20 protein-coding genes are annotated in these 23,806 nt (G+C 73.0%); 10 read left to right on the plus strand and 10 right to left on the minus strand.

Annotated features, from left to right (window positions below):
* Positions 1 to 462 precede the first annotated feature (462 nt).
* From proC to AB0G32_RS29440, 4 genes are all read right to left on the minus strand, one after another.
* On the minus strand, positions 463 to 1,275 hold the full coding sequence (gene proC, locus AB0G32_RS29425; RefSeq protein WP_361169785.1) for a pyrroline-5-carboxylate reductase: 813 nt from the start codon (positions 1,273 to 1,275) through the stop codon (positions 463 to 465).
* A gap of 110 nt (positions 1,276 to 1,385) precedes the next feature.
* Positions 1,386 to 2,189: a class I SAM-dependent methyltransferase gene (locus tag AB0G32_RS29430; protein ID WP_361169788.1), complete on the minus strand. Its 804-nt coding sequence runs from the start codon at positions 2,187 to 2,189 to the stop codon at positions 1,386 to 1,388.
* A 55-nt stretch (positions 2,190 to 2,244) separates the two neighbouring features.
* Complete coding sequence (locus AB0G32_RS29435; protein WP_361169791.1) at positions 2,245 to 2,772, minus strand: EamA/RhaT family transporter; 528 nt, start codon at positions 2,770 to 2,772, stop codon at positions 2,245 to 2,247.
* 56 nt (positions 2,773 to 2,828) lie between these two features.
* A complete protein-coding gene (locus AB0G32_RS29440) occupies positions 2,829 to 3,152 on the minus strand; it encodes an SH3 domain-containing protein (RefSeq protein WP_361169794.1) in 324 nt (107 codons plus the stop codon).
* Between the two features lie 152 nt (positions 3,153 to 3,304).
* Between AB0G32_RS29440 and AB0G32_RS29445 the strand changes: the two genes are divergently transcribed.
* Positions 3,305 to 5,512 (plus strand): PQQ-binding-like beta-propeller repeat protein, encoded by a 2,208-nt coding sequence (locus tag AB0G32_RS29445; protein WP_361169797.1) that lies wholly within the window; start codon positions 3,305 to 3,307, stop codon positions 5,510 to 5,512.
* A 31-nt stretch (positions 5,513 to 5,543) separates the two neighbouring features.
* On the opposite strand, the gene ilvD is transcribed toward AB0G32_RS29445, so the two are convergent.
* The 3 genes from ilvD to AB0G32_RS29460 form a co-directional block, all read right to left on the minus strand.
* Complete coding sequence (ilvD, locus tag AB0G32_RS29450; RefSeq protein WP_361169800.1) at positions 5,544 to 7,397, minus strand: dihydroxy-acid dehydratase; 1,854 nt, start codon at positions 7,395 to 7,397, stop codon at positions 5,544 to 5,546.
* Positions 7,398 to 7,801: 404 nt separating this feature from the next.
* Positions 7,802 to 8,623, minus strand: a complete 822-nt coding sequence (locus AB0G32_RS29455; RefSeq protein WP_361169803.1) for a sugar phosphate isomerase/epimerase — start codon at positions 8,621 to 8,623, stop codon at positions 7,802 to 7,804.
* A gap of 147 nt (positions 8,624 to 8,770) precedes the next feature.
* On the minus strand, positions 8,771 to 9,703 hold the full coding sequence (locus AB0G32_RS29460; protein ID WP_361169806.1) for a Ppx/GppA phosphatase family protein: 933 nt from the start codon (positions 9,701 to 9,703) through the stop codon (positions 8,771 to 8,773).
* Positions 9,704 to 9,774: 71 nt separating this feature from the next.
* Here AB0G32_RS29460 and AB0G32_RS29465 point away from each other — a divergent pair, with 71 nt between their 5' ends.
* Positions 9,775 to 10,632, plus strand: coding sequence for a hypothetical protein (locus tag AB0G32_RS29465; RefSeq protein WP_361169809.1), 858 nt, complete (start codon positions 9,775 to 9,777; stop codon positions 10,630 to 10,632).
* A 226-nt stretch (positions 10,633 to 10,858) separates the two neighbouring features.
* On the opposite strand, the gene AB0G32_RS29470 is transcribed toward AB0G32_RS29465, so the two are convergent.
* Positions 10,859 to 12,574, minus strand: coding sequence for a hypothetical protein (locus AB0G32_RS29470; RefSeq protein WP_361169812.1), 1,716 nt, complete (start codon positions 12,572 to 12,574; stop codon positions 10,859 to 10,861).
* A 229-nt stretch (positions 12,575 to 12,803) separates the two neighbouring features.
* Between AB0G32_RS29470 and radA the strand changes: the two genes are divergently transcribed.
* Positions 12,804 to 14,213: a DNA repair protein RadA gene (gene radA, locus AB0G32_RS29475; RefSeq protein WP_361169815.1), complete on the plus strand. Its 1,410-nt coding sequence runs from the start codon at positions 12,804 to 12,806 to the stop codon at positions 14,211 to 14,213.
* A gap of 81 nt (positions 14,214 to 14,294) precedes the next feature.
* Positions 14,295 to 15,419, plus strand: coding sequence for a DNA integrity scanning diadenylate cyclase DisA (gene disA, locus AB0G32_RS29480; RefSeq protein WP_361169818.1), 1,125 nt, complete (start codon positions 14,295 to 14,297; stop codon positions 15,417 to 15,419).
* An 86-nt stretch (positions 15,420 to 15,505) separates the two neighbouring features.
* Here disA and AB0G32_RS29485 read toward each other — a convergent pair whose 3' ends face one another.
* Complete coding sequence (locus tag AB0G32_RS29485; RefSeq protein WP_361169821.1) at positions 15,506 to 16,366, minus strand: hypothetical protein; 861 nt, start codon at positions 16,364 to 16,366, stop codon at positions 15,506 to 15,508.
* Between the two features lie 269 nt (positions 16,367 to 16,635).
* Between AB0G32_RS29485 and AB0G32_RS29490 the strand changes: the two genes are divergently transcribed.
* From AB0G32_RS29490 to cseC, 5 genes are all read left to right on the plus strand, one after another.
* The gene (locus tag AB0G32_RS29490) at positions 16,636 to 17,574 is read left to right on the plus strand and encodes an A/G-specific adenine glycosylase (protein WP_361169824.1); all 939 of its coding nucleotides are present in this window, start codon (positions 16,636 to 16,638) and stop codon (positions 17,572 to 17,574) included.
* A gap of 245 nt (positions 17,575 to 17,819) precedes the next feature.
* Positions 17,820 to 18,371: a SigE family RNA polymerase sigma factor gene (locus AB0G32_RS29495; protein ID WP_361169826.1), complete on the plus strand. Its 552-nt coding sequence runs from the start codon at positions 17,820 to 17,822 to the stop codon at positions 18,369 to 18,371.
* The gene (locus AB0G32_RS29500) at positions 18,368 to 19,018 is read left to right on the plus strand and encodes a hypothetical protein (protein ID WP_361169972.1); all 651 of its coding nucleotides are present in this window, start codon (positions 18,368 to 18,370) and stop codon (positions 19,016 to 19,018) included. Before AB0G32_RS29495 ends, AB0G32_RS29500 begins: the two co-directional genes overlap by 4 nt.
* 18 nt (positions 19,019 to 19,036) lie before the next feature.
* Complete coding sequence (gene cseB / locus AB0G32_RS29505; RefSeq protein ID WP_361169829.1) at positions 19,037 to 19,735, plus strand: two-component system response regulator CseB; 699 nt, start codon at positions 19,037 to 19,039, stop codon at positions 19,733 to 19,735.
* A gap of 14 nt (positions 19,736 to 19,749) precedes the next feature.
* On the plus strand, positions 19,750 to 21,384 hold the full coding sequence (gene cseC, locus AB0G32_RS29510; RefSeq protein WP_361169832.1) for a two-component system sensor histidine kinase CseC: 1,635 nt from the start codon (positions 19,750 to 19,752) through the stop codon (positions 21,382 to 21,384).
* A gap of 73 nt (positions 21,385 to 21,457) precedes the next feature.
* On the opposite strand, the gene AB0G32_RS29515 is transcribed toward cseC, so the two are convergent.
* Complete coding sequence (locus AB0G32_RS29515; protein WP_361169835.1) at positions 21,458 to 23,050, minus strand: MDR family MFS transporter; 1,593 nt, start codon at positions 23,048 to 23,050, stop codon at positions 21,458 to 21,460.
* 146 nt (positions 23,051 to 23,196) lie between these two features.
* On the opposite strand from AB0G32_RS29515, the gene AB0G32_RS29520 reads away from it, so the two are divergent.
* A complete protein-coding gene (locus AB0G32_RS29520; RefSeq protein WP_361169838.1) occupies positions 23,197 to 23,787 on the plus strand; it encodes a helix-turn-helix domain-containing protein in 591 nt (196 codons plus the stop codon).
* Positions 23,788 to 23,806: the final 19 nt, after the last annotated feature.

Here is a 23,806-nt window from a genome sequence, read left to right on the forward strand (position 1 = left end):
CGATTTCCTCGGTGCTTTCCAGGTTTCCGCTTCCGCGTTTCCCTTTCCGGCGGTTCCGACTCTATCAGATCCTTTCGGGCCTGATTCCCAGTCAGTGGGCTTGTCTTCCCGGCTGTTTGGGCCGTTCCGACGAGTGAGACTTTAGCGGATTCACCGCCCTCGACCTAATCGCAGGTCGCATTCCGTAAATACGCATGCCAGTGGCACCTGAGGTGACTGGAGTACGTGCGGAATGGCTGTCCGGGGACCGACCGGACTCGGCGCTCACGTCGGACAACTCGGAGAACCTTACGGAGGTGGCACCGGTGTGTCAACTTCGGCGCCCCGATGGCGGGCGAGGCGCTGTTCTGTGTCGTGGATCTGCACGCGCTGACCGTGGAGCATGGTCCGGCGCGGGTGCGCAGGACCATGCGGGCCGTCACCGACAGCGCGGGGGTGGCGTCGAGCCAGAAGGGCCGGGCGTCAGCCGTTGTTGCCGGAGGCCAGTTCGCGGCTGCGGTCGCGGGCGGCCTCCAGGGCGGCGATCAGGGCGGCGCGGACGCCGTGGTTCTCCAGCTCGCGGATGGCGTTGATCGTCGTACCCGCGGGGGAGGTGACGTTCTCGCGGAGCTTGACCGGGTGTTCGCCGCTGTCGCGGAGCATGGTGGCGGCGCCGATCGCGGACTGCACGATCAGGTCGTGCGCCTTGTCGCGGGGCAGGCCGAGCAGGATGCCGGCGTCCGTCATGGCTTCGACCAGGTAGAAGAAGTACGCCGGGCCGGAGCCGGAGAGGGCGGTGCAGGCGTCCTGCTGGGACTCGGGGACGCGCAGCGTCTTGCCGACGGCGCCGAAGATCTCCTCGGTGTGCGCGAGGTGCGCGGCGGTGGCGTGGGTGCCGGCGGAGATGACGGACATGGCCTCGTCGACCAGGGCGGGGGTGTTGGTCATGACGCGGACCACCGGGGTGGCGGCCGCGAGGCGGTCCTCGAAGTAGGCGGTCGGGATGCCTGCCGCGCCGCTGATGACCAGGCGGTCGGCGGGGACGTGGGGGGCCAGTTCGTCGAGGAGGGTGCCCATGTCCTGCGGTTTGACCGTGAGGATCAGGGTGTCGGCGCTCTTGGCGGCCTCGGCGTTGGTGACCGGGGTGACGCCGTGCCGGGCGTGGAGCTCGGCGGCCCGTTCCGGGCGGCGGGTGGTGACCAGCAGGTCGGCCGGGGTCCAGCCGGCCCGGATCATTCCGCTGAGCAGGGCTTCGCCGATCTTGCCGGTGCCGAGGACTGCGACTTTCTGGGTCATGGCTGCGGGTGCCTCCGAGGGTGCGTCGTCCAGGGTCATCCTCGCATCCCGGGGGCGGGCGGGAGCGGTGCGTCCGGTGGGCGGGACGGCGGGCGGGACGGCGGGCTGGTTCAGGGCGCGGGGGCGAACAGGAGGATCAGGTCGTAGACCTCTTCGACGATTCCGTCCGGGAAGACGGTCAGGAGGCGCTCGCGCTCCGCGGTGAGGAAGGCAGTGCCCTCCTCGCCGCGGACGAGGAAGAGGGAGTGGCTGCCGAGGTTGGCCAGGTGGGTGTCGAGCGGGACGCGGCGGCTCCAGCGGATGACCCGGCGGACCGGAACGAGGCGGTCGGCGGGGTCGTTGAGGCCGGTGCTGGTGTCGCGCTGCTCGGCGGAGACGTCCAGCCGGAAGTGGCGCCGGACCCGTTCGGCCGCCTCGGCGATCCAGGGCACGCCGACGGCCTCGGTGTTCCACCACAGCGCCAGGGCGCCGCCGGGGCGCAGGACGCGCAGCGCCTCCGGCACGGCGGTGGCCGGGTCGGTCCAGTGCCAGGACTGGGCGTAGGTGAGCAGGTCGGCGGAGGCGTCGGCGAGCGGGAGGGCGTCGCCGGTGCCGCGGACGAGCGGGACGTCCGGGAGGGTGCGGCGGAGCTGGGCGGCCATGCCCGCGCCGGGTTCGACGGCGACCAGGTCGGCGCCGCGGGCGTGCAGCAGGGCGGTGGCTATGCCGGTGCCGGCGCCGATGTCCGCGACGCGGGCACCGGTGAGCGGGCGGCCGGTGAGTTCCTCGAGGGTGTCGAAGAGGGCGGGCGGGTAGCCGGGGCGGTTGGCGGCGTACTGGGCGGCGGCGCGGTCGAAGGAGCGGGCGCGGGCGGTGGTGGCGGGGCTGGGGGTGGTGGCGGGGCCGGGGGTGGGGGTCGGCCTGGGTGTCGTCATGGGGACATGGTGGCCGGGGGGCGCTGGGCGGGGGCCGCTTTTTTGAGGCTTTGGGCTAGCGGCGGCGTTTCTTCGGGTTGCCCGAGCGGCGGGTCGTGCGCTTTTCGTACTGGGTGCGGGCCGCCTCGTACTCGGTGCGGTGGAGTTTTTCGCCGGGGGCCTCGACCAGGCAGCGCACGGCGTAGGCGAGGAGGGAGCCGAGGAAGCCGATGGCGAGCAGGCCGCGCAGGGATGCCTGGCGGTCGGGGTCGGGGCGGGTGGTGAAGGCGCCCCAGGTGTGGCCGAAGGCCAGGGCGCTGCACACCGCGAACATCACGACGACCAGGACGGTGACGAAGCTGCCGATCTCCGCGATCTGGAGGCCCTGGTAGGCGATGCGCAGGACGAGGCAGGCGGCGGCCGTGAGGACCAGCGCGCCGGCGGCCAGACCGAGGCGGCGGGCGGTATAGCCGCCCTCGTGCCGCACCCAGGTCGTGCCGAAGAACCGGATGGGTTCCGGGCGAGGGCCACCGCCCGGGGCGGGGTCCGCCGGGGTGCCCGCGGTGGTGCCGGTGGTCTCGGGGCTGCCGTTCGCTGCGCTCACGCCTCGATTATGGCCGCCGGTCCCGCCGCGGGCGCCGGGTGGTGCGGTCGCGTGGTTCAGGAGCAGCGCGGCCGGATGTAGCCGTCGCTGCCGGTCTTGACGTAGGCGTCCGAGACGAACTGGCCGTTGTCGATGTTGTCCCAGATGGTGGTGGTGCCGTAGGTGCCGGTGACCCGGGTGCCCGGGGACTGGCAGAAGATCGGCACCTTGGCGCCCAGCGGCAGCACCTTCACCAGTGCGTACTGGGTGCCGGGGCCGCTGCGCACGTTGAGGCGCACGCCCGGCGCCACCGAGTAGTACGTGAGGTCCGCCGCCGCCGTGCTGACGGCCGCCGCTCCCTCGTCGCCGCTGGTGACTTCCGTGGTCTGTTCGATCGACATGAGAACTCCCCCCGCTGATACCTCGCGCCCCACGACTGCCGTGGGGTCACTTCGGTTTCGCACGCGGAGGCTAGCAAGCCCCCTCGGTCTCGCACGAGACTTCGACTAGGCTCCGTGCGTCGCGCGCGTGGACGAACAGCACGGGGGATCCGATGGCGCCGCAGCGAAGTACCGGTACGGATGCGGAAGCGGAACTTCCCGAGTACGCCGGTCACTACCGGCTGGAGTCCTGTCTCGGGTCGGGCGGCATGGGCGTCGTACATCTGGCGCGCAGCACCTCGGGGATGCGGCTCGCGGTGAAGGTGGTGCACGCCGAGTTCGCCCGGGACCCGGAGTTCCGGGGGCGGTTCCGGCAGGAGGTGGCGGCGGCGCGGCGGGTCAGCGGGGCGTTCACGGCGCCGGTCGTCGACGCCGATCCGGAGGCCGAACGGCCCTGGATGGCCACGCTGTTCATCGACGCGCCGACCCTCGCCGAGCAGGTGAAGCGGAACGGGCCGCTGAACGCCGACCGGTTGCGCCGGCTGATGGCGGGGCTGGCGGAGGCGCTGCGGGACATCCACCGGGTCGGGGTCGTGCACCGGGATCTCAAGCCGAGCAATGTGCTGCTCGACGAGGACGGGCCGAAGGTCATCGACTTCGGGATCTCGCGGCCGGCCGACAGTGAACTGCGGACCGAGACCGGGAAGTTGATCGGGACGCCGCCGTTCATGGCGCCCGAGCAGTTCCGGCGGCCGCGTCAGGTGGGGCCGGCCGCCGATGTCTTCGCGCTGGGCTCGGTGATCGTGCACGCGGCGACCGGGCGGGGGCCGTTCGACTCCGACAGTCCCTATGTCGTGGCGTATCAGGTGGTGCACGACGAGCCGGATCTGGCCGGGGTGCCCGAGTCGCTCGCCGCGCTGGTGCTGCGGTGTCTGGCGAAGGAGCCGGGCGAGCGGCCCACGCCGGACGAGGTGATGCGGCAGCTGAGGTCGGTGGCGGCGTCGTACGACACGCAGGCGTTCATACCGGCGCAGCGGGCGTCCGGGCCGGCCTCGGAGGCGGACGCGTCTGCTTCGGAGGCGGACGCGCCTGGCTCGGAGGCGGACGCGCCTGGCTCGGTGGGGCACGGGCCGGCCTCGGTGGGGGACGGGCCGGCCGAGGAGGTGGACGCGCCGACCCATGTCAAGGCGCCGGTCCGCCGGTCCTCCCGCCGGCTGCGCGACCGGCTGCTGCTGGCGGCGGGCGTGGTCTGTCTCGCGGCGGTCGGCACGCTGGTCCCGGTCCATCTGCTCGGCGGTACGGCGGCGGAGCCGGCCGGGGCCGCCGCCGGGACCGGGGCGGCGGCGCCGTTCGCCGGGTGGGCGACCGCGGTGGCGACCGGGGCGGGGAGTCCGGTGTGCGCGTACGGGGCCGGGCGGCTGCTGTGCGCGCGGGACGGGGCGGTGCTCGCCCTCGATCCCGACGACGGGACGCGGATGTGGCGGCGTACCGTCGCGGGCGGTTCCCGCGGCGGGCCGCCGGTGATCGCGGGCGGTCTGGTGCAGCCCGCGCTGAACGAGGGTGCCGCGCTGACGGCGTTCGACCCGGGCACCGGCGAGCCCGTCTGGCGCCGGGACGTGCCCGCGTACCAGGGGCTGCGTCCGGCCGCCGGCATGCTGCTGCTCACCGGCGCGGACGGCGAGGTCACCGGGGTGGACGGGGCGACCGGCGAGACCGTGTGGTCGCGGCGGATACCGGGGCAGGCGATGCCGTACTTCTCGTCGTTCGCCGGGGATTCGACCGCGTACGCGGCGAGCGGGTCCGGGGACGGGGCGAGCACCCGGGTCACCGCGGTGAACCCCGCGACGGGTGACGTGCGGTGGGCGGCGGAGCTCGCGGGGGAACTGGAGCCGGTGGGGGCGGCGGACGGTGCGGTCGTGCTGCTCGACACCGACGCGGTCTACGGCGAGACGCGCGCCGTCGTCCGCTACGACCCGGCGACGGAGACCGTGCGGCGGGTGCCGCTGCCGGTGCCGGTGGCCCGGGCGCAGGGCGCGGTACGCGGGGACACCGTGTACCTGATGGGCGCGGGCGGCACCCTGGCCGCCGTCGATCTGGCGGCGCGCGAGCAGCGGTGGAGCCTGGAGACGGGCGTGAGCCGGGGTTCGGCGCCGGTCACCGACGGGCGGCGGGTGTACGTCGCCGCTCCGGACGGGCGCCTGCTGGGGGTGGACGCCGGTACCGGGAAGCTGCTCGGGCAGACGGCGCCGCGGCTGGGGACCGGCTCGGACCAGGTGGCCGCCGCGCTGCCGGCCCCCGTCGTCGCCGGGGGCCGGGTGTACTCCGGGGCCCCCGACGGGACGGTCTTCGCGGTGGCGGGGCGGGATCCGGGCTCTTGGTGAGGGGTCCGGCCCCGCGTCGTGGCCGGGCGGGTCAGCCCAGCTTGCTGATGTCGCGGACCGCGCCCTTGTCCGCGCTGGTCGCCATCGCGGCGTAGGCGCGCAGCGCGACCGAGACCTTGCGGTCGCGGTTCTTCGGGACGTACTCGCCGTTCAGCGCCTGCTCGCGGCGGGCCAGCTCGGTGTCGTCGACCAGCAGCTCGAGGATGCGGCCCGGGATGTCGATGCGGATGCGGTCGCCGTCCTCGACCAGCGCGATGGTGCCGCCGGAGGCCGCCTCGGGGCTGGCGTGCCCGATGGAGAGGCCGGAGGTGCCGCCGGAGAACCGGCCGTCGGTGACCAGCGCGCAGGTCTTGCCCAGCCCCCGGCCCTTCAGGAAGGAGGTCGGGTGGAGCATCTCCTGCATGCCGGGGCCGCCCTTGGGGCCCTCGTAGCGGATGACCACGACGTCGCCGTGGGTGATCCGTTTGTTGAGGATCTTCTCGACGGCCTCCTCCTGCGACTCGCAGACCACCGCCGGACCCTCGAAGGTCCAGATCGACTCGTCCACGCCGGCCGTCTTGACGACCGCGCCGTCGACGGCGAGGTTGCCGCGCAGCACCGCGAGGCCGCCGTCCTTGGAGTAGGCGTGCTCGGCGGAGTGGATGCAGCCGTGCTCGGCGTCGAGGTCGAGGGTGTCCCAGCGCTCGGACTGGGAGAACGCCTCGGCGGAGCGGACGCAGCCGGGGGCCGCGTGCCACAGTTCGACCGCCTCGGGGGACGGGGAGCCGCCGCGCACGTCCCAGGTCTTCAGCCAGTCGGCGAGCGACGGGCTGTGCACGCTGTGCACGTCCTCGTTGAGTAGGCCGGCCCGGTGCAGCTCGCCGAGCAGGGCGGGGATGCCGCCCGCGCGGTGCACGTCCTCCATGTAGTACGTGCCGTTCTTGGTGACGTTCGGCGCGACCTTGGCGAGGCACGGCACCCGGCGGGAGACCGCGTCGATCTCCTCCAGGCCGAACTCGACGCCCGCCTCCTGGGCGGCGGCCAGCAGGTGCAGGATCGTGTTGGTGGAGCCGCCCATGGCGATGTCCAGCGCCATCGCGTTCTCGAACGCGGCGATCGAGGCGACGTTGCGCGGCAGGACCGTGTCGTCGTCCTCGTAGTAGTAGCGGCGGGTGATGTCCATGACCGTGGTCGCCGCGTTCTCGTACAGCGCGCGGCGGGCGGTGTGGGTGGCGAGCACCGAGCCGTTGCCGGGGAGGGAGAGGCCGATCGCCTCGGTCAGGCAGTTCATCGAGTTGGCGGTGAACATGCCGGAGCAGGAGCCGCAGGTCGGACAGGCGCTCTCCTCGATACGGAGCATGTCCGCGTCGGAGATGTTGTCGTTCACCGCGTCGGAGATCGCGTCGACCAGGTCGAGGGTCCGGACCGTGCCGTCGACCAGGGTGGCGCGGCCGGACTCCATCGGGCCGCCGGAGACGAAGACCGTCGGGATGTTGAGGCGCAGGGCGGCCATCAGCATGCCCGGGGTGATCTTGTCGCAGTTGGAGATGCAGACCATGGCGTCGGCGCAGTGCGCCTCGACCATGTACTCCACGCTGTCCGCGATCAGGTCGCGGGAGGGGAGGCTGTACAGCATGCCGCCGTGGCCCATCGCGATGCCGTCGTCCACGGCGATCGTGTTGAACTCGCGCGGGATGCCGCCGGCCGCCGTGACCGCCTCGCTGACGATCCGGCCGACGGGGGCCAGGTGGGTGTGGCCGGGCACGAACTCCGTGAAGCTGTTGGCGATCGCGATGATCGGCTTCCGGCCGATGTCCGCACCGGGTACACCGGAGGCGCGCATAAGGGCGCGGGCGCCCGCCATGTTGCGGCCGTGGGTGACTGTGCGGGACCTCAGCTCGGGCATCGTCGCTCGCTCCTTCAGAGAGTGCGGCCAGAGATTACTGACTGCCGTGAATGCCGACTGCCGTCAGCACTGACTGACGTCGAGCGTACGCCGGTCATCCACGGGGCGGGACGGAGTGTCCGGATCGCGGGACATACGTCTCGGGGAGCGGTGCCGTCGGGGGCCGGTGAGGTGGCGCTGGACGGCCGGGGCCAGGTGGGCGAGCGCCTGTTCGATGCCGGTCGGGGGGCGGTTTCGGCGCCGGGGTGCGCCCAGGCGGACGGGGTGCGTCCTGGCGGACGGGGTGCGTCCAGGCGGACGGGGTGCGTCCTAGCGGACGGGGTGCGTCCTAGCGGACGGGGTGTGTCCAGGCGGGCGGGGTGTGTCCAGGCCGGGCAGGGAGCGAGCGGGCCCCGGGCCGTCGCTCACCCGCGGGCGGCTCTGGTCGCGGCGGCCAGGTGGAGGCGGGTGAAGGCCAGCGCCTCGGCCAGGTCGGCCTCCCGCTCGGCGCCGGACATCGCCCGGCGGGTGTTGACCTCGATGACGACATGGCCGTCGAAGCCGGTCAGCGCGAGGCGCTCGAGCAGTTCGGCGCAGGGCTGGGTGCCGCGCCCGGGGACCAGGTGCTCGTCCTTGGCCGAGCCGCGGCCGTCGGCGAGGTGAACGTGGCCGAGCCGGTCGCCCATCCGGTCGATCATGCCGAGGGCGTCGGTGCGGGCGGTGGCGGTGTGGCTGAGGTCGATCGTGAAGTGCCGGTAGTCGTCCTTGGTGACGTCCCAGTCGGGGGCGTAGGCGAGCATCTCGCGGTCGCGGTAGCGCCAGGGGTACATGTTCTCGACGGCGAACCGGACGTCCGTCTCGTTCGCCATCCGCCACACGCCGTCGACGAAGGCGCGCGCGTACTGGCGCTGCCAGCGGAACGGGGGGTGCACGACGACCGTGCTCGCGCCGAGCTTCTCGGCGGCGGCGCGGGCGCGCTGGAGTTTGACCCAGGGGTCGGTGGACCAGACCCGCTGGGTGATGAGCAGACAGGGGGCGTGGATGGCCAGGATCGGGACCTGGTGGTAGTCGCTGAGTCGGCGCAGGGCCTCGATGTCCTGACTGACCGGGTCGGTCCAGACCATGACCTCGACGCCGTCGTAGCCAAGACGTGCGGCGATCTCGAAGGCCGTCGCCGTCGACTCCGGGTAGACGGAGGCCGTCGACAGGGCGACCTTCGCGTCCGGAATGCGTAGGGGCTCCGCCATGCGTTCAGGTTACGGGGTGCGGATGGGTGGGCCTGGCCGCCCGATCGCCGTTGTGGTGTTCGCCATAGGCGGGTGCGGTGCCGTCGCGGCTTGTCGCGCCCACGCGGCGGAGCCGCACATCGATACAGCCCCGCGCGCCCTGGTTCCTCACTCCTGCCCCATGTGATCGAGGCGGCGGAGGATTACTCCCTCCCGCAGCGCCCACGGGCAGATTTCCAGGGTCTCCACACCGAAGAGGTCCATCGCCGCCTCGGCCACCAGCGCGCCCGCGACCAACTGGTTGGCGCGGCCCTCGGAGACGCCGGGGAGTTCGGCGCGTTCGGCGGTGCTCATGGCGGCGAGGCGCGGGACCCAGCTCTCCAGGGAGGACCGTTTCAGTTCCCGCTGGACGTAGAGGCCCTCGGCGGAGCGGGCGGCGCCGGTGAGGCGGGCCAGCTGCTTGAAGGTCTTCGACGTGGCGACGACGTGGTCGGGGGCGCCGAAGCGGCTGAACTCGCCGACCGTACGGGCTATCTCGGTACGGACATGGCGGCGCAGGGCGCGGACGTCGTCCGGGTCGGGCGGGTCGCCGGGCAGCCGGCCGGCGGTCAGCCGGCCCGCGCCGAGCGGCAGCGAGACCGCGGCGTCGGGTTCCTCGTCGATGCCGTACGCGATCTCCAGGGAGCCGCCGCCGATGTCGAGGACGAGCAGCTTGCCCACGGACCAGCCGAACCAGCGGCGGGCGGCGAGGAAGGTGAGCCGGGCCTCGTCCGCGCCGGTCAGGACGGTCAGTTCGACGCCGGTCTCGGCCCGTACCCGGGCGAGGACCTCGTCGGCGTTGCCCGCCTCGCGCACCGCGGAGGTGGCGAACGGCAGCAGGTCCTCCACGCCCTTGTCCTCGGCGGCCTGGAGCGCCTCGGTGACCACCGATATCAGGCGGTCGACGCCGTCCGTGCCGATCGCGCCGTCCGGGTCGAGGAGTTGGGCCAGGCGCAGTTCGGCCTTGTGCGAGTGCGCGGGCAGCGGGCATGCGCCCGGGTGCGCGTCCACCACCAGCAGGTGGACCGTGTTCGAACCCACGTCGAGGACACCGAGTCTCATGTACGGAACGCTACTGCCAGGACGGCCGCCAGTGGTGGGGGTATCGGCGGCGGGCGACTTACCCTGGAAAGGTGCCAAAGACGAAGCAGGCGAAGGACGCGAAGCTGCCCAAGAAGGGCAAGCGGCAGAAGACCGACGCAAAGGTCGTGGACGTGCCGACAGGTGACGAGAAGGGGCTCGACTTCGCGCGCGCGTGGGTGGAGTTCCCGGATCCGGCCGACGACGAGCAGGTCTTCCGCTGCGACCTGACCTGGCTGACCTCTCGCTGGAACTGCGTCTTCGGCAGCGGCTGCCAGGGCATCCAGGCGGGCCGCGCGGACGACGGCTGCTGTTCGCTGGGGGCCCACTTCTCCGACGAGGAGGACGAGGCCCGGGTCGCCGGCCATGTGGCCAGGCTCACACCGGACATCTGGCAGCACCACGCCGAGGGCCGGGCGAACGGCTGGGTCTCCGAGGACGAGGAGGGCTCCCGGCAGACCCGGCCCTTCCAGGGCTCGTGCATCTTCCAGAACCGGCCCGGGTTCGCCGGCGGCGCGGGCTGCTCGCTGCACATCCTGGCGCTCCGGGAGGGCCGCGAGCCGCTGGAGACCAAGCCGGACGTGTGCTGGCAGCTTCCGGTGCGGCGGACCTACGAGTGGATCGACCGGCCCGACGACACCCGGGTGCTCCAGGTGTCGATCGGTGAGTACGACCGGCGCGGCTGGGGTCCCGGCGGCCACGACCTGCACTGGTGGTGCACGTCGGCCACCTCGGCGCACGGCGCGGGCGAGCCGGTGTACGTCTCCTACCGGCCGGAGCTGATCGAGCTGATGGGCAAGGCGGGCTACGACCGGCTGGCCGAACTGTGCGCGGAGCGGCTGGCCTCGCGGCTGCCGCTGCTGGCACCGCATCCGGCGGACCCGGCCGCACCGGCCGCACCGGTGACATGACCGCCGGGCCCGGTGGTTACGGGCCTGGCGGTTACGGGGCCGGTGGCTACGGCGCCGGTGGCATCGGGCCCAGCGGCTACAGGCCCGGCGGTTACGGGGCCGGTGGCTACGGGCCCAGCGGCTACAAGCCCGGCGGTTACGGCGCCGGTGGCATCGGACCCAGCGGCTACAAGCCCGGTGGCTACAGGTCCGGTGGCTACAGGTCCGGTGGCTACAGGTCCGGTGGTTACGGGCCCGGCGGGCTCGGGGCGGTGGTGCCGCCGGGTGGGGCCGAGGGGCCGCCCGGGTCGGTGGGGGCCGGGTCGTCGGGCGTGGGGTCGGGGGGCGTGGGAGTCGGCGTCGCGGTCGGGGTGGGGTCGGCCGGTGCCGGGGCGGTGAAGGTGGGGTCCGGGTCGGTGGGGGACGGGCGGTCCGGCGCGCTCGGTACGCCGGGGTGGGCGGGGCGGCCGGGCGCGCTGCCGTAGCCCTCGATGGAGACGACGGCGCCGACCGGCCCGACGGCCACCCGGGCGCTCCAGTGGCCGGCCGGTTCGCGCAGCTGATCGACGTAGACCTGGACCGTGGTGGTGGTGCCGGGGGCGAGGGTGCCCGCGGCGCGGTTCAGGTAGAGCCAGGGGGCGCCGGTCGAGGCGGACCAGCGCACCGGGGAGCTGCCGGTGGCGGTGAGGGTGATGACGGTGGCCCCGCCGGTGCGGGCGGCCGTCACCTCCATCTCGGCGGCGCCCTCGCGGCCGGCGCCGCCGAGGACCTTCACCGAGACGCCGGAGACGCCGGCCGGGCCGGTGGCCGTGCCGGGGGCGGTGCCGGTGCTGCTGGTGTTCTGGTAGCCGCCCGCCGCCATGTCGTCGGCGCCGTCGCCGTCGTGTGACTCGCTGGCGCTGGTGGTGCGGCCGTCCTCGGGGCCGGCCGCCGGGGTGCCCCGGTAGGCCGCCCACAGGGCGAGGACGGGGGCCGCCACGACGGTGGCGACGACGGTGGTGGTGACGGCACGCGCGCGTAGCCGCTCGCGGCGGGCGGCGCGGTCCCCGGGGTCCATCGGGAAACCCCGCCGGTCGAAGCGGGGCGCGGCGACTCGCGCGCGCGGGAGGTTCGCCGTCGCCGGACGCAGCGCCGCGCGGGGCGCGCTCAGCACCGGGAGTGCGGCGGGCGTGACGCTGGTGCCGGGCCAGCGGCCGGGGATGGCGCGCTCGGCGGTGCGGCGGCAGCGCGGGCAGTCGTCGACGTGCCGGACCAGTTCGCGGCGGAGCGGCACGCTCAGCGCCGGCCGGCCGTCGCCGGCGAACCGGGCGACGCCCGGGCAGCCGCCGGTCTCGACGACGGCGAGGGCCGCGCGGGTGCGCTCGACCTCGCAGGCGGCACCGGCGAGGAGTTCGCGCGCGGCGGCCGGGGCCAGGCCGAGGACGGCGGCGACCTCGTGGGCGGCCAGGTGGTGGCGGACGGCGAGTTCGAGGGCCTCGCGCTGCTCCGGGGTGGTGCCGGCCGCCTCCGGCCAGGCGAGCAGGGCCAGTTCGCGGCGGCGGTGCTCCTGGACGTCCGCGGGGATGCCGGGGACGGGCGGGCCGGACGGGACGGCGGACTCGGCGGGGGTGTCCGCGCGGCCCGCGGCGTGCGCGGCCTGACGTTTCTGCTGGGTCTCGGCCAGCTTGCGCAGACAGGCCCAGCGGGCCAGCGCGTACAGCCAGGCCCGGCGGTCGCCGGCGGCCTCGGGGCGCCGGTGGTGGCGGCGCTCGGCGACCGCGAGGGCGTCGCCCAGGGCGGCGGTCGCGGCGTCGTGGTCGCACAGCACGGAGAGGCAGTAGGTGAACAGGCCGTCCAGATACGGCTCGTAGGGCGTGGGCGGTCGCTGGGCCACCGTGCGCGCCGCGGAGCGGTCACGCGCTTCCCGGTGCGCCCGGTGTGCGCCGGTCGTGCGGGTCGTGGTCTGCGGACTGCTGCTGCTCATCCGGTGACCGTAGGGGGCTATGGGTGGCGCGGAGTGGCGCGTTCGCCACTTTTAACCCGTACGGGTGAAACGATCCCTCAATAGGGGACAGGAACCCTTTGTTCCGCCCTGGCGCTTTACGGCAGATGGCCGATGCGCGCCCGCCGACGCCGGGCCGACGCCGGGCCGACGCGCGCCCGGCGGTGGACCGTCGGCGGGGCTGTCAGTGGGTGCGGCTACGGTTTCGTGCATGGCTGCCCGTACGAAGACCACCAAGGACCGTCCGTCCTACCGCTGCACGGAGTGCGGCTGGCAGACGGCCAAGTGGCTCGGTCGCTGCCCCGAGTGCCAGGCGTGGGGGACGATCGAGGAGTACGGCACGCCCGCGGTCCGCACCACGGCGCCGGGCCGGGTCACCACCTCCGCGCTGCCCATCGGCCAGGTCGACGGCCGCCAGGCCACCGCCCGCTCCACCGGCGTGCCCGAGCTGGACCGGGTGCTCGGCGGCGGGCTGGTGCCGGGCGCGGTGGTGCTGCTGGCCGGCGAGCCCGGCGTCGGCAAGTCCACGCTGCTGCTCGACGTGGCGGCCAAGGCGGCCGACGACGAGCACCGGACGCTGTACGTCACGGGCGAGGAGTCGGCCAGCCAGGTCCGGCTGCGCGCCGACCGGATCGGCGCCCTCGACGACCACCTCTACCTGGCCGCGGAGACCGACCTCGCCGCCGTCCTCGGCCACCTCGACGCGGTCAAGCCGTCGCTGCTGATCCTGGACTCGGTGCAGACGGTGGCCTCCCCGGAGATCGACGGCGCGCCCGGTGGCATGGCGCAGGTGCGGGAGGTGGCGGGGGCGCTGATCCGCGCCTCCAAGGAACGCGGCATGTCCACGCTGCTGGTCGGCCATGTCACCAAGGACGGCGCGATCGCCGGACCCCGCCTGCTCGAGCACCTGGTGGACGTCGTGCTGAGCTTCGAGGGCGACCGGCACGCCCGGCTCCGCCTGGTCCGCGGCGTCAAGAACCGCTACGGCGCCACCGACGAGGTCGGCTGCTTCGAGCTGTCCGACGAGGGCATCGTGGGCCTGGCCGACCCCAGCGGACTGTTCCTGACCCGGCGGGCCGAGCCGGTGCCCGGCACCTGTCTGACCGTCACCCTGGAGGGCCGCCGTCCGCTGGTGGCCGAAGTGCAGGCGCTCACCGTCGACTCCCAGATCCCCTCCCCCCGGCGCACCACGTCCGGTCTGGAGACGTCCCGGGTGTCGATGATGCTGGCCGTCCTGGAGCAGCGCGGCCGGATCAGCGCGCTCGGCAAACGGGACATCTACTCCGCGACGGTCGGCGGCGTGAAGCTCTCCGAGCCCGCCGCCGACCTGGCCATCGCGCTCGCCCTGGCCAGCGCGGCCAGCGACACCCCGCTGCCGAAGAACCTGGTGGCGATCGGCGAGGTGGGTCTGGCCGGCGAGGTGAGACGGGTCACGGGCGTGCAGCGCAGACTCTCCGAGGCGCACCGCCTGGGCTTCACGCACGCGCTGGTACCGGGCGATCCGGGGAAGGTGCCGACCGGTATGAAGGTTCTGGAAGTGGCGGACATAGGGGACGCGCTGCGGGTGCTTCCGCGGTCCCGTCGCCGAGAGGCCCCACGGGAGACGGAGGACCGCCGGTAGACTTTGCCCTGGTCTCGCCCGTCCGTACGAACCGAGTGCGCGAAACGGGGGCGTCCCAGAACCAGCGACCGGAGGAGTGCAGTGGCAGCCAACGACCGGGCGGCGGCTCCCGGGAAATCCGGTGGGAGCACCGGTTCCGATGGCCTGATGCGCGCCTCACTGCGGGCCGTGGCGCCGGGTACGGCGCTCCGTGACGGCCTGGAGCGGGTGCTCCGCGGCAACACCGGCGGACTGATCGTGCTCGGCTCCGACAAGACCGTCGAGCTGATGTGCACCGGCGGCTTCGTGCTGGACGTGGAGTTCACCGCGACCCGGCTGCGCGAGCTGTGCAAGCTCGACGGCGGCATCGTGCTCTCCTCCGACCTGTCGACGATCCTGCGGGCCGGCGTCCAGCTGCTCCCGGACCCGACGATCCCCACGGAGGAGACGGGCACCCGGCACCGTACGGCGGACCGGGTCAGCAAGCAGGTCGGCTTCCCCGTCGTCTCCGTCTCCCAGTCCATGCGGCTGATCGCGCTCTACGTCGACGGGCAGCGCCGGGTCCTGGAGGACTCGGCGGCGATCCTGTCCCGCGCCAACCAGGCGCTGGCCACGCTGGAGCGGTACAAGCTGCGGCTCGACGAGGTGGCGGGCACGCTGTCCGCGCTGGAGATCGAGGACCTGGTCACCGTCCGGGACGTCTCCGCGGTCGCGCAGCGCCTGGAGATGGTCCGCCGGATCGCCACCGAGATCGCCGAGTACGTGGTGGAGCTGGGCACGGACGGGCGGCTGCTCGCCCTCCAGCTCGACGAGCTGATCGCGGGCGTGGAGCCGGAACGGGAGCTGGTGGTACGGGACTACGTGCCCGAGCCGACCGCGAAGCGGTCCCGCACGGTGGACGAGGCGCTGGCCGAGCTGGACAAGCTCAGCCATGCGGAGCTGCTCGAACTGTCCACGGTGGCGCGGGCGTTGGGGTATCCGGGCTCGCCGGAGACGCTGGACTCGGCGGTGTCGCCGCGCGGCTTCCGGCTGCTGGCCAAGGTGCCGCGGCTGCCGGGGGCGATCATCGACCGGCTGGTGGAGCACTTCGGGGGGTTGCAGAAGCTGCTCGCGGCGAGTGTGGACGACCTTCAGACCGTGGACGGGGTCGGGGAGGCTCGGGCCCGTAGTGTGCGGGAAGGGCTTTCGCGGTTGGCGGAGAGTTCTATTCTGGAGCGGTACGTGTAGCCTTCGGCGGTTTGGTGCCGGGTGTGGTTTCTGGGTGTGCGTTGTGGTTGCTCGCGCCGTTCCCCGCGCCCCTTGCGGGGCACGGTTCAGCTGGGTTCCAGTACGAAAGAGCTCTGCGCCTTGGTGAAGCCCGGGGCCTTCGCCTCCACCAAGTAGGTGCCGGCCTTGGCCGAACCGGCCTTGGGGGTGGCGCACTCGGGGGCGCTGGGCTTGCGGTCCCACTTCACGGTGTAGGTGATGCCACTGCCGGCGGGCACCCGGTACTGGAGGCTCTTGGCGCCCTTCACGCAGTCGTCGGAGGACCAGAACGCGTCGTCGCCGTCGGCCTGAGTGATCGTCACCACCGCGTTCTCCGGCCCGAGGTCGACCTTGCAGTCGCTGCCCGAGGTGTTGCGCGCGGTGAGTTCGAAGGCGGGGGTCTGGCCGGGCTCGTAGGTGTTGCGGACGCTGCGCAGGCTCAACTGGACCGCACCGGCCGTGCAGTCGGGCAGCGAGGTGCCGGCCGGCAGGGCGTCGCCCGAGCCGACACCGGCGGCCGTACCGCCGCCCGAGCCGCTTCCCGAGCCGGAATCGCCGCCCGCGGCACCGGAGTCACCGCCGGACTCCCCCGCACCGGAACCCGATCCGGTGCCGGACCCGTCGCCCGAGCCGTCCTCGTCGCCGGAGCCGGAGCCGGTGCCGCCGGACTCCTCGTCCCCCGACTCGTCCCGCCCGCCCGGCGCCTGGCTGATCGCGGGTCCGGAACCCGAGGGGCCCGGCGTGATCGAGGGAGCGGGATTCTTGCCGTCGGCACCGTCGTCGTGACCGCCCCCGCCGCCTCCGCCGCCCATCGTCACGATCCACGTGACCACGAGCGCCAACAGGGCGACGACGGACAGCAGTACGGCCCTCCGACGCCAGTAGATGGAGGAGGGAAGCGGCCCGACCGGATTGCGCAGAGATCCCACGGCGGAAACTGTACGAGAGATCGGTGCGTTACCTTGCGCCACCCGCCGTTCGGGTCATCAACTTTTGCGGATCATCATTCCGGAACCGGTTACTGACAGTGTGTCAGTCACTGGGGACTACGGTGTGGTCACTCGCTGTGACGACTGGTTCGCGGACGTTCGCGGACGTTCGCGGTCGCGGTGCTTGCAGCTCTGGCCATTGCTTGACCCACGTCGTCGGGTGGCGCTGCGCCCGCGAGGGCGTCCCCCCGTGGCAGGATCGGTAAGTCATGACTGCGCCCACGAAGCCCCCGCACACCGGTCCCGCCGATCCCGCCCCCGAGCCCGGCCCGGCCGAATCGCCGCTGCACTCCCCCGTCATCGACTGGTTCGACGAACACGCCCGCGACCTTCCGTGGCGGCGCCCGGAAGCCGGTGCCTGGGGCGTCATGGTCAGCGAGTTCATGCTCCAGCAGACGCCGGTCAGCCGGGTCCTGCCGGTCTACGAACAGTGGCTGGCCCGCTGGCCCCGGCCCGCCGACCTCGCCGCCGAGGCCCCCGGGGAGGCGGTCCGCGCCTGGGGCCGGCTCGGCTACCCGCGCCGCGCCCTGCGGCTGCACGGCGCCGCCGCCGCCATAACGGAACGGCACGGCGGCGACGTACCGTCCGATCACGCGGCGCTGCTCGCACTGCCCGGCATCGGCGAGTACACGGCCGCCGCCGTCGCCTCGTTCGCCTACGGTCGCCGGCACGCCGTGCTGGACACCAACGTCCGCCGGGTCTTCGCCCGCGCCGTCACGGGTGTGCAGTACCCGCCGAACGCCACCACCGCCGCCGAGCGCCGGCTCGCCCGTGAGCTGCTGCCGGACGACGAGCCGACCGCCGCGCGCTGGGCCGCCGCCTCGATGGAGCTGGGCGCGCTGGTGTGCACCGCGAAGAACGAGTCCTGCCACCGCTGCCCGATCGCCGCGCAGTGCGCCTGGCAACTGGCGGGCAAGCCCGCGCACGACGGTCCGCCGCGCCGCGGCCAGACGTACGCGGGCACCGACCGCCAGGTACGGGGCCGGCTGCTGGCCGTCCTGCGGGAGGCGCACGGTCCGGTGCCGCAGGCAGCGCTCGACCGGGTGTGGCACGAGCCGGTGCAGCGGGCCCGCGCGCTGGACGGCCTGGTCGCCGACGGCCTGGTGGAACCGCTGGCCGGCGGCCGGTACCGGCTGCCACTGAGCTGAGCCGCCGCCCCCACCGCCGCGACCGCAGCGGCCTCGGCGGCCTCGGCGACAAACCTCCCGCAACAGGACCGATCAGCCCCCTCCTTTATCTCGGCCTTACTTCCGTTACACAACCGACGGACAGCCGAGTGCCAGTCGCGGCCTTCCTCGCACAGCGTCGTGACAACGCTTCCCTAGCTTCGTTTCTGTGCCCTTCAGGCACAGCGGCAGCACGGAACACAACGGGGAACGGGAGGCGGTTCACCATGGCGCAGGCGCAGACGCAGGGCGAGGTGCTGGGCTTCGAGGAGTACGTCCGTACCCGGCAGGACGCGCTGTTGCGCAGTGCCCGCCGGCTGGTCCCGGACCCGGTCGACGCCCAGGACCTGCTCCAGACGGCGCTGGCCCGGACGTACGGCCGCTGGGAGACCATCGAGGACAAGCGGCTCGCGGACGCCTATCTGCGCCGGGTCATGATCAACACGCGGACCGAGTGGTGGCGGGCGCGCAAGCTGGAGGAGGTGCCGACCGAGCAGCTCCCGGAGCCCTGCGTGGACGACGCCGCCGAGCAGCACGCCGACCGGGCCCTGCTGATGGACGTACTGAAGGTGCTCGCCCCCAAGCAGCGCAGTGTGGTCGTCCTGCGACACTGGGAGCAGATGTCCACGGAGGAGACCGCCGCCGCGCTCGGCATGTCGGCGGGCACGGTCAAGAGCACGCTGCACCGGGCGCTCGCCCGGCTCCGCGAGGAGCTGGTCGCGCGCGAGTCGGACGCACGCGCGCTGGAGTACGAGGAGCGGGAGCGGTGCGCGGCCTGAGCGGCGGCCCACGGTCCGGACCGGACCGGGTGAGTGCCAGGGCGGCGGGTCCGGCGGTGGCCGGGACCGTCGCCGTCGCCGTGCTGCTCAGCGGCTGCGCGGCGGACGGCACCGGTGCCCGGGACGAGGGACCCGCCCGCGTCGAGTCGGTGACCGGCCCGGCGGCCGCCTCGCCGTCGGCCTCCCCGGCCAAGGCGGCCGGCCGGGTGGACGCGGTCCGCCTGGTCAAGGACGACCCGCAGGTCTCGGCGGAGGTCAAGCGGGAGCTGAAGCCGTGCGTCGCCGACGAGTACCCCGTCGACGTCAGCTACGGGGACCTGACCGGCAGCTCCGCCGAGGACATCGTCGTCAACGTCCTGACCTGCGGCGACGCGGTGGGCGTGGGCAGCTATGTGTACCGGGAGCAGAACGGCGGGTACCAGCACGTGTTCAAGGCGGAGGCGCCGCCGGTCTACGCGGAGATCGACCGCGGCGACCTGGTGGTGAGCAAGCAGGAGTACGAGAAGGACGACCCGGTGTCGAACCCGTCCGGCGAGAGCGTGATCACGTACCGCTGGTCGGCCGGCCGGTTCGTGGAGAAGTACCGCACGCACAACGACTACAGCAGCGCCGCCGGGACCGGTGCGTCGCCGGTGCCGGACAGCTGACCCGACGGAAAGCACTTGATGACCGAGCAGACCCATGTCCTCTTCGTCGAGGACGACGACGTCATCCGCGAGGCCACCCAGCTCACCCTGGAGCGGGACGGCTTCGCGGTCACCGCGATGCCCGACGGGCTGTCGGGCCTGGAGGCGTTCCGGGCCAGACGGCCCGACATCGCGCTGCTCGACGTCATGGTCCCGGGCCTCGACGGCGTCAGCCTGTGCCGCCGCATCCGGGACGAGTCGACGGTGCCGGTGATCATGCTGTCGGCGCGGGCCGACGCCATCGACGTGGTGCTGGGCCTGGAGGCGGGCGCCGACGACTACGTGACCAAGCCGTTCGACGCGGCGGTGCTGGTCGCCCGGATCCGCGCGGTGCTGCGCCGCTTCGGCCACGCGGGCGGCGACCGGCACGACGACCGGGGCGCCGCTTCCGGCGGGGTGCTGACCTTCGGGGCGCTGGAGGTCGACACCGAGGGCATGGAGGTGCGCCGGGCCGGTGAGCCGGTGGCGCTCACGCCGACCGAGATGCGGCTGCTGCTCGAGTTCTCCACCGCGCCGGGCACGGTGCTCTCCCGCGACCGGCTGCTGGAACGGGTGTGGGACTACGGCTGGGGCGGGGACACCCGGGTCGTCGACGTCCATGTGCAGCGGCTGCGGACGAAGATCGGCCAGGACCGGATCGAGACGGTCCGCGGCTTCGGCTACAAACTGAAGGCCTGAGGGGCTGAGGGCGTATGCGGCGGTTCCTCCGACGCCTGCGGGCCGCGACACCGCGTCGGCGCACGGATGCGGGTGGGAATGACGCGCACGCGGGCGGGCGTGGAAGTGGCGTGCACGCGGGCGGGCGCGGGGACGACGTGCACACGGGCGGGCGTGGGAGTGACGTGCACGCGAAGGTGCGTACGGGGCCGGGGGGCGGCGGGACGCCCCGCACCCCACTGCGCACCGTCCTGCTGCGGCGGGCCGCCATCCGTACCGGGCTGCGGTGGAAGCTGAGCGCGGCCATCGCGCTGGTCGGTGCGCTGGTCGCGGTCGTGCTCAGTCTGGTCGTGCACAACGCCGCCCGGGTGTCGATGCTGGACAACGCGCGGGACCTGGCCGACGAACGCATCCTGGTCGCCCAGCGCAACTACGAGCTGTCGGGGCGGCTCAACTTCCCCAACGCCCAGATCGACGACCGGGGGCTGCCCGCCGAGCTGCGCGAGAAGGCCGAGCAGGGGCGCCGGGCGACCTTCGTCTCCGACCGGGCGGGCGGCGCCGCCGACATCTGGGCCGCCGTACCGCTCAAGGACGGGCACGTGATGTCGCTGCACACCGGGTTCACCGACCGCAGCTCCGACATCCTCGAAGACCTCGATCAGGCCCTGGTCATCGGCTCGATCGCGGTCGTACTGGGCGGCAGCGCGCTCGGCGTGCTCATCGGCGGTCAGCTCTCGCGCCGGCTGCGCAAGGCCGCCGCCGCCGCGAACCAGGTCGCCGCCGGCGAGACCGACGTACGGGTGCGGGACGCCATCGGCGGGGTGGTGCGGGACGAGACCGACGACCTCGCGCGGGCGGTGGACGCGATGACGGAGACGTTGCAGCAGCGGCTGGAGGCGGAGCGCCGGGTCACCGCCGACATCGCGCACGAGCTGCGCACCCCGGTGACGGGACTGCTGACCGCCGCCGAGCTGCTGCCGCCGGGTCGGCCGACCGAGCTGGTGCTGGACCGGGCCAAGGCGATGCGCACCCTGGTCGAGGACGTGCTGGAGGTGGCCCGGCTGGACAGTGCCTCGGAGCGGGCCGAGTTGCAGGACATCGTGCTGGGCGAGTTCGTGGCCCGGCGGGTGGCGGCCAAGGGCGGGGACGTACGGGTGCGGGTGCTGCACGAGTCGGCGGTCACCACCGATCCGCGCCGGCTGGAGCGGGTGCTGTTCAACCTGCTCGCCAACGCCGCCCGGCACGGCCGGCCGCCCATCGAGGTCAGCGTCGAGGGCCGGGTGGTGCGGGTGCGCGATCACGGGCCGGGCTTTCCCCAGGGGCTGCTCGCCGAGGGCCCGAGCCGTTTCCGCACCGGCAGCGCGGACCGGGCCGGCCGGGGGCACGGGCTGGGGCTGACCATCGCGGCGGGACAGGCCCGGGTACTGGGCGCACGGCTGACCTTCCGCAACGTACGGCCCCCCGGGGCCCTCGACGACGCGCCCGCCGAGGGAGCCGTCGCCGTCCTGTGGCTGCCGGAACACGCGCCGACGAACACCGGCAGCTACCCGATGCTCCCGGACCGGACGACTCGGACGGACCGAACGGCTCAGGCAGACCGAACGGCTCCCCGAACGGCTCGGGCGGACCTGCCGGATCAGCCGAACCTGCCGGATCAGCCGGACCGCTGAGGTGTGGGCGAAGCCCCCGCGACCGCGGACCGCGGTTCCGGGGGCTTCACCTACGGGTCAATGGGGGGCTGAATCAGACCGCCTCGACCGCCGGTGTCTTCAGCGCCGCGCCCTCGGCCGGGCCGTCGCCCGGCTCCTGGTCCGTCTTCGGGCCCGTCCCCTTGAGCGGGACCTCCTTGACGAACACGGCCGCGATCAGCGCGAGCACCGCCACCCCGGCGCCGAGCAGGAACGCCCCGTGGGTGCCCGCGGACACCGCGTGCTGGTACGCCTCCCGGGCCAGCTCCGGCAGCTTGGCAAGGCTCGCCGCGTCGAGCTGGGCGGACTGCTCGGTCACCTTCGAGCCGAGGTCACCGGCGCGCTCGGCCATGACGTCCTGGACGCGGTGGTTGAACAGGGCGCCCATGATCGCGACGCCGAAGGAGGAACCCAGGGTGCGGAACAGGGTGGTGGACGAGGAGGCCACGCCCATGTCCTTCATCTCCACGCTGTTCTGCGCCACCAGCATGGTGATCTGCATCAGACAGCCCATGCCGAGACCGACGACGGCCATGTACACCCCGGAGGTGAACCGCGAGGTGTCGGTGTCCATCAGCGACAGCAGGAACAGTCCGACCGTCATCAGCGCCCCGCCGGCGATCGGGAAGATCTTGTACCGGCCGGTGTTGGTGGTCACCCGCCCCGCCACCATCGAGGTGACCAGCATCGCGCCGAGCATCGGCAGGAGCAGCAGCCCGGAGTTGGTCGCGGACGCGCCCTGCACCGACTGCTGGTAGAGCGGCAGGAAGAGCGTCGCGCCGAACATCACGAACCCGACGATGAAGCCGATGAGGGACATCAGCGTGAAGTTGCGGCTGCGGAAGATGTGCAGCGGCATGATCGGCTCGGCGGCCTTGGTCTGCCAGAACACGAACCCGACCAGGGCCGCGACCCCGATGCCGATCAGCTCCATGATCCGCGCGGAGGTCCAGGCGTACTCCGTGCCGCCCCAGGTGGTGACCAGGACGATCGCGGTGATGCCGATGGTCAGCAGCGCGGCGCCGAGATAGTCGATGCGCGCCTGGGCCCGCTTCTTCGGCAGGTGCAGTACGAGGCTGATGGCGACCAGCGCGATCACGCCGAGCGGCAGGTTGATGTAGAAGGACCAGCGCCAGCCCCAGTTGTCGGTGATGGTGCCGCCGACCAGCGGTCCGCCGATCATCGCCAGCGCCATGACGCCGGCCATCATGCCCTGGTACTTGCCGCGCTCGCGGGGCGGTATCAGGTCGCCGATGATCGCCATGACGCCGACCATCAGACCGCCGGCGCCCAGGCCCTGCACCGCGCGGAAGGCGATGAGCTGGCCCATGTCCTGGGCCATGCCGCTGAGCGCCGAGCCGATCAGGAAGAGCACGATCGACGTCATGAACGTGCCCTTGCGGCCGTACAGGTCGCCGAGCTTGCCCCACAGGGGGGTGGCGGCCGCGGTGGCCAGCGTGTACGCCGTCACCACCCACGCCAGGTGTTCCAGCCCGCCGAGCTCGCCGACGATGGTCGGCATCGCGGTGCCGATGATCATGTTGTCCAGCATCGCGAGCATCATCGCGATCATGAGCGCCAGCAGGACGACCCGCACGCTCTTCGGTTGCTTCTCGCCGGTCGCCCCGGCTGTCGCTGTCTCCGCCATAACTCCCACTCCCCCAGCACCCGGGGTCTCTCCCGGGGGACTTACTTGCCGCCCGGCTAGTGACTACACTTGAAGGTAGCCGCGCAACTAGCCGGGCGTCAAGTAAGTTTCTCGGAACGTGCGCGGAACGGAGGTGACATAGGAAGATGGGCGACACGATGGACGGCACCAAGCAGCAACGACGCCGCGGGGACACCCGCCAGCGCATCCAGGACGTGGCGCTCGAACTCTTCGCCGAGCAGGGCTACGAGAAGACCTCCCTGCGCGAGATCGCCGAGCGCCTGGAGGTCACCAAGGCGGCCCTGTACTACCACTTCAAGACCAAGGAAGAGATCCTGGTCAGCATCTTCGCGGACCTCACCCAGCCCATGGAGCAGCTGATCCAGTGGGGCCTGGAGCAGCCCCGCTCGCTGGAGACGAAGCAGGAGATAGTGCGCCGCTACAGCGCGGCCCTGGCGGGCGCCGCCCCGCTGTTCCGCTTCATGCAGGAGAACCAGGCGACGGTACGGGAGCTGCGCATCGGCGAGATGCTCAAGAGCCGCACGCTGAGTCTGAAGGACATCCTGGTCGACCCGGAGGCGGAGCTGACCGACCAGGTGCGCTGCGTCAGCGCGATGTTCACGCTGCACGCCGGGATGATCGTCCTCCAGGACCTCGAAGGCGACCCCGAGGCCAAGCGCAAGGCCGCGCTCGAGGTCGCCATCGATCTGATCACCCAGGCCCATCAGGGCCGCTGAGCCTCTTGTCGGGACGTAC

It is taken from the genome of Streptomyces sp. NPDC023723, from assembly GCF_040639815.1.
Classification (GTDB): Bacteria; Actinomycetota; Actinomycetes; order Streptomycetales; family Streptomycetaceae; genus Streptomyces.

Bases quoted from the DNA above. Each gene is read 5' to 3' on its own strand.
- AB0G32_RS29430 (WP_361169788.1), bottom strand. From the start codon at position 2,189: ATGACGACACCCAGGCCGACCCCCACCCCCGGCCCCGCCACCACCCCC.
- AB0G32_RS29515 (WP_361169835.1), bottom strand. From the start codon at position 23,050: ATGGCGGAGACAGCGACAGCCGGGGCGACCGGCGAGAAGCAACCGAAG.
- proC (WP_361169785.1), bottom strand. From the start codon at position 1,275: ATGACCCAGAAAGTCGCAGTCCTCGGCACCGGCAAGATCGGCGAAGCC.
- radA (WP_361169815.1), top strand. From the start codon at position 12,804: ATGGCTGCCCGTACGAAGACCACCAAGGACCGTCCGTCCTACCGCTGC.
- AB0G32_RS29455 (WP_361169803.1), bottom strand. From the start codon at position 8,623: ATGGCGGAGCCCCTACGCATTCCGGACGCGAAGGTCGCCCTGTCGACG.
- AB0G32_RS29460 (WP_361169806.1), bottom strand. From the start codon at position 9,703: ATGAGACTCGGTGTCCTCGACGTGGGTTCGAACACGGTCCACCTGCTG.
- ilvD (WP_361169800.1), bottom strand. From the start codon at position 7,397: ATGCCCGAGCTGAGGTCCCGCACAGTCACCCACGGCCGCAACATGGCG.
- AB0G32_RS29495 (WP_361169826.1), top strand. From the start codon at position 17,820: ATGGCGCAGGCGCAGACGCAGGGCGAGGTGCTGGGCTTCGAGGAGTAC.
- AB0G32_RS29445 (WP_361169797.1), top strand. From the start codon at position 3,305: ATGGCGCCGCAGCGAAGTACCGGTACGGATGCGGAAGCGGAACTTCCC.
- cseC (WP_361169832.1), top strand. From the start codon at position 19,750: ATGCGGCGGTTCCTCCGACGCCTGCGGGCCGCGACACCGCGTCGGCGC.
- cseB (WP_361169829.1), top strand. From the start codon at position 19,037: ATGACCGAGCAGACCCATGTCCTCTTCGTCGAGGACGACGACGTCATC.
- AB0G32_RS29520 (WP_361169838.1), top strand. From the start codon at position 23,197: ATGGGCGACACGATGGACGGCACCAAGCAGCAACGACGCCGCGGGGAC.
- AB0G32_RS29440 (WP_361169794.1), bottom strand. From the start codon at position 3,152: ATGTCGATCGAACAGACCACGGAAGTCACCAGCGGCGACGAGGGAGCG.
- AB0G32_RS29490 (WP_361169824.1), top strand. From the start codon at position 16,636: ATGACTGCGCCCACGAAGCCCCCGCACACCGGTCCCGCCGATCCCGCC.
- AB0G32_RS29470 (WP_361169812.1), bottom strand. From the start codon at position 12,574: ATGAGCAGCAGCAGTCCGCAGACCACGACCCGCACGACCGGCGCACAC.